This window comes from Kamptonema formosum PCC 6407 (assembly GCF_000332155.1).
GTDB lineage: Bacteria > Cyanobacteriota > Cyanobacteriia > Cyanobacteriales > Microcoleaceae > Kamptonema > Kamptonema formosum.
This window is the reverse complement of sequence record NZ_KB235907.1, coordinates 16,989-21,138: the sequence shown is the minus strand read 5'-3', so window position 1 is coordinate 21,138 and position 4,150 is coordinate 16,989. Positions and strand designations below refer to the sequence as shown.

Sequence of the window (4,150 nt, the reverse complement as noted above, 5' to 3'; positions counted from 1 at the left end):
AGTAAACAACCACTGGAGCGGCTATAATAAACCAAAGTAGGATTGTCAGCCGAACCAATCGACGAGGACGCAAGAAAATAATCATGCTGGTTGTGAGCAAAAAAAGTCCTGACGAAATCGGTGGTAAAGTATCAATCAACCGTTTTTCCTTGTCTAACCATGCCTCAATCACAAAACAGGCGTTCTGTATTTAAAATTTAAGATTTCTACTCCTACTACCTGGTTATTTTTATCGAAGTCCCAGACTATACCAGGGGGACTTTCTTCGGAGTCTGCGATTTCACCCTCCGACTAGGGTGAAATAGGCTGCATCCGCCTCTGGATCGTGTTTAATTCAATTTTCATAATAGACCTCGCTTGTGCTTGCTTGTTGCATTTCTATCAAAAATGTGCTGTAACAATTTTCCAAGGCTCTACAGTGAAATTGTAAACTACCCGTAAAATACGATCATCCTTTTCAGGTATAACTCCATAAGCAGCCCGAAGCTCCGGATCTTTATCATCTGGTTTTGTTTTGATGGGGGACTGGAGAACTTGCTCGATCCATTCCAATTGGATATTACGTTTGCTCACTTGTTCGGATGCATGCTCAGTTAGCTGGTAACGGAAGTTTTCCATGTTAATGTACTCAACTTTTACAGTCCTCAGTCTTACCTATAAACCCTCGCTCTAATCCGAATTACCAGATTTTCGGATATTCGATAATCTAGCTATTAGGCTATCCGGTTCCGCCCCTTGCTCGAACAGCACCCACACCTCTAGCAACTCCTGCACCAGTTCTGAGAAGTCTAACTTTACCTCCTCTTCTGCCAAATCCAGGAGCCGCCTCTTAACTTGCAGGTGCGTTTTCTTGCGAATGTAGGCGATCGCCGCCTCATACTCTGGATCTGATTTTTTCCCTTTAGGTCGTCCCCTCGTTTTAGGCGGAGGTAACAGTCCAGGGTCAGGCGTGAGCTCAGCAACTATCCGCTCTTTTGCAGGTTCCGCCCTCTGTACCTCAAGAAGAGGTTGCGGGTCAGCAGATTTTCCATCCTCAGAGGCTACATCGAAGATGCGGCGAAAGGCATTTTCTTTTTTGGTCACAACAGTTCGCTCCCTAGCCGTTTGTAGTCCCGCCAAGCCGTTGCTGCATTGCGATCTTTCACGTCCCGCACTAAGCAACCCTGTAGCGCTGCGGTTTCATAGCAAGCAAAGCGGCGAATTCCAATCTCAAACAGAGGCAAACCCAGTTCAAGTAAAGCCTCCCTCGCTTTCTCCCCTGTTTTTCTGGGGGGCTGGTGGCACAACGGTCAGTAGGATTCTAAACTTCGTAACGTCAAACTTCTTAAGCACTCCAATGGTTTGAAAGAGAGCATCGAGGGAAAGAGCGTCTGGAGTCGTTGGCAGGATCAACAGATCGCCCCTCACCAAATTCTGCAAGTCTTCTTCACTAGGCCGCGCCTGGGTATCAATAACGATGTGTTCGGGTTTGCTTGAGCTCAAACGGTAGGGCGCTTGCCGCTCGTCAACCACTTCAAAGGGCAACTGCCCTCGCTTGGCCCATCCCGTCGCGCTGCGGTTGGGGTCGCCGTCAATTAGAATTGCATCGCCCGATTCCGCCAGGTAAGCTGCCAGGTGGACGGCCGTCGTCGTCTTTCCCACGCCTCCCTTAAAGGATGCCACTGTGTATATTGCGATGAGGCTCACCTCCCTCGAAAATCAATTTCTAGCAGATTACCATAATTCTGAACATCTACTAATCCGCTTATCCGTTAATCCGCATAACTGGTTATGCGAATTAACGGATATCCAATTATTCAATAAACGCAGAGCGCAGCGATCGCGGCTTCGGGTTTTACCTTTGGAGGGAGAGTGTTTGAGTCATTTTTGGGGCGATTTTGAGTGGTGAAGGAGTTAATGCCGAATGGGTTGGGTAAGATGGCGAGGTTAAGAGGTGCGATCAATCATTTTTATTTTCAAGCAACTGAAGTCTCTATTCTTTCCCTTCAATAATTTTCCAAACTTTATAATAATCTTGCCCTGCTTCTCCAATGGCTTGAGTCCAAACCGTAGGTTTTACTTGCGCTAACTCACTTCTTAACCTTGATAAAGGTAAACCTGGATTTAACATCCGTTCCCCAAGTTCTCCAGCTAGAGGTTGAGCAGCTTGTCTGGGTACATTAAGAAGTCGTAGAGTAATCGCCTCATCAGAATTAACACCATAAAACACACGAGCAGGTAGATTGCGTAGAGTTTGTTGATCCCTTTCTGAAAGCTGCTCAAACTCTTCTTCTTTGAATGTCAAAGTTTGCAGAGCTGCTAAACCCCAGGATGCTGCCGGAATAAGATTTTTGAATAGACTCTTACAGCAATTAGTCATAGCATCTGTAAATTCAATATTTCTACCTTTAGCAGTCGAAAAATAATTCTGTGCTATATCTTTCAGGCTTAAGCCGTTCACCCAATCAGAAATTATATCTGCTAGGAAGTTTTACTTATTCTTGCTCCGCCTATTACTTGCTCAAGGTTTTGATTCAATTCCGGTATATCTTGAAGAATTTCTAGTAATTTCTTTAAGGAGGGACTACCGCTTACAAATAAACTATCTGCATCCCAAACCTCTTGATTGATACGTTCGTCATGCAATCGGCTGAGAGTTATGCTAACACTTTCCCAGGAAAAACCAGTATTATCTACTAGACTTAACGGACGATTAGAAATGCGTTCTGCATAGCCTCGTACACCATTGACTAGGGAGTTTGCTATTTGTGGATGTTTTCGCCGGAGAGCCTGAAAGCCTAGAGTTCCTCTTAAAACCTGCTCAACCTCAGTAACAAAACGTTCATGATTACCAATTTGTCGATAAGTATGAGCAAGGTATTGCAAGAAAGAAGACCACTCAGGCTGCTTATACAAAAGGTGTAGTTCCAATTGTCCCCACTGCTTAATAGCTTTTTGTACCATGCTCACAAGCGTTGAGCTTAAAGATTCCACTTTTTGATTCACAAATTCTGTTAATTTATCAGCTTTTTCCTGATTATTTGCTGCTAGAGCAATGATTCCTACACTTGATTGGTTTACACGCCCAGCACGGCCAGCCAAATTCCAAAAATCTTCGGCTGGCATATTTTTACCGTAGGGATACTGGTGGCTTGCTAATACAACATTAGATACTGGAAAGTTAACTCCTTGGGCAATAGTAGTTGTTGTGACAAGCACTTGAATGCTACCTTTCTCAAATAGCCACTCTATTAGAGTTCTAGCCTCGTCTGAAAGACCGGAGTGATGAACACCTACACCATATTGTAATAAATTTATAAGGGGAAATTCAGGACTAAATTCTTCTTGAAGGAACCGCTGTACTAACTGAATATCTTCAGATTCTTGTGAAGAAGAATTGGCTTCTTTCGTGAAATGACTAGCCAATTTCCAAGTGTCAGGTATTGTTTTTGCAAGAATGATAACTGATCCCCGCTTTTTCAGAAGTTGCGCGGTAGCAGCAGCAAGCTTATTAGGGCTTTTTGATACATCTGACCATTTTAAGCCAAGTATTCTTTCATCTTCTAACGTAATAGTTTCGGCAATGTCTATAGTTTGCCTATTAGTGTGTATCGTTTTTAATTCTATAGTAAAATTTTTAGATTTAGGAGCACTCCTTTTGGCTGTACTCAAAACAATGGCTCGATCATTTGGCAACCAATCCAAGCCTAATTCAATTTGATTATAGCTATCAGGAGACAGCCAACGGGCAATTTCATCGGCATTATCAATAAATGGAGTTAGAAGAAGAAATTGTGCATAACGGCACTCTCGATTAATTGTAGCTAATAGCAATTCTAATTTGAGACCGCGCTGTTCTTGGGATAAATTATGGGCTTCATCCACGACCACAAGAGTCAGAGGTCTTCCAATCTTCTCTTCCCATCCCCCACGTAACATTAAATCGAACTTTTCAGGAGTTGAAACCAGTATGCGAAAGCGACTTTCTTGGTTAGTATCTTTTAGTAATATTTGTCTTCTAGACTATCTATTTCTAAAGCAGGACTAACGCGCTCTACGTTAATTTCTAATGGAGTAAATACATCTCTTAAACGTTTACATATCTGATTAACTAAAGCACGAGTCGGGGCTAGGTAAGCAACCCATCCTTGTTCTCGGTCAAATTGGTTAA

7 protein-coding genes are annotated in these 4,150 nt (G+C 43.1%); 1 reads left to right on the top strand and 6 read right to left on the bottom strand.

The genetic code is table 11. The features are described 5' to 3' along the window. Nucleotides 1–168: 168 nt before the first annotated feature. The 4 genes from OSCIL6407_RS37460 to OSCIL6407_RS31545 form a co-directional block, all read right to left on the bottom strand. Nucleotides 169–249, bottom strand: coding sequence for a DUF2283 domain-containing protein (locus OSCIL6407_RS37460; RefSeq protein WP_234709983.1), 81 nt, complete (start codon nucleotides 247–249; stop codon nucleotides 169–171). Nucleotides 250–381: 132 nt separating this feature from the next. Next, nucleotides 382–618, bottom strand: coding sequence for a DUF4258 domain-containing protein (locus OSCIL6407_RS0128985; RefSeq protein WP_019488028.1), 237 nt, complete (start codon nucleotides 616–618; stop codon nucleotides 382–384). A 51-nt stretch (nucleotides 619–669) separates the two neighbouring features. Continuing rightward, complete coding sequence (locus OSCIL6407_RS0128980) at nucleotides 670–1,083, bottom strand: hypothetical protein (RefSeq protein ID WP_007354484.1); 414 nt, start codon at nucleotides 1,081–1,083, stop codon at nucleotides 670–672. Between the two features lie 147 nt (nucleotides 1,084–1,230). Continuing rightward, entirely contained in the window at nucleotides 1,231–1,662 is a 432-nt protein-coding gene (locus tag OSCIL6407_RS31545) for a ParA family protein (protein WP_234709973.1), read from the bottom strand. A 1-nt stretch (nucleotide 1,663) separates the two neighbouring features. On the opposite strand from OSCIL6407_RS31545, the gene OSCIL6407_RS0128970 reads away from it, so the two are divergent. Beyond that, nucleotides 1,664–1,888, top strand: a complete 225-nt coding sequence (locus tag OSCIL6407_RS0128970; protein ID WP_007354486.1) for a hypothetical protein — start codon at nucleotides 1,664–1,666, stop codon at nucleotides 1,886–1,888. Between the two features lie 84 nt (nucleotides 1,889–1,972). Here OSCIL6407_RS0128970 and OSCIL6407_RS32005 read toward each other — a convergent pair whose 3' ends face one another. Together OSCIL6407_RS32005 and OSCIL6407_RS32000 are read right to left on the bottom strand one after the other, a co-directional pair. Further along, entirely contained in the window at nucleotides 1,973–2,440 is a 468-nt protein-coding gene (locus OSCIL6407_RS32005; protein ID WP_051045199.1) for a hypothetical protein, read from the bottom strand. 20 nt (nucleotides 2,441–2,460) lie between these two features. Next, the gene (locus OSCIL6407_RS32000) at nucleotides 2,461–3,918 is read right to left on the bottom strand and encodes a DEAD/DEAH box helicase (protein ID WP_083893678.1); all 1,458 of its coding nucleotides are present in this window, start codon (nucleotides 3,916–3,918) and stop codon (nucleotides 2,461–2,463) included. Nucleotides 3,919–4,150 lie beyond the last annotated feature (232 nt).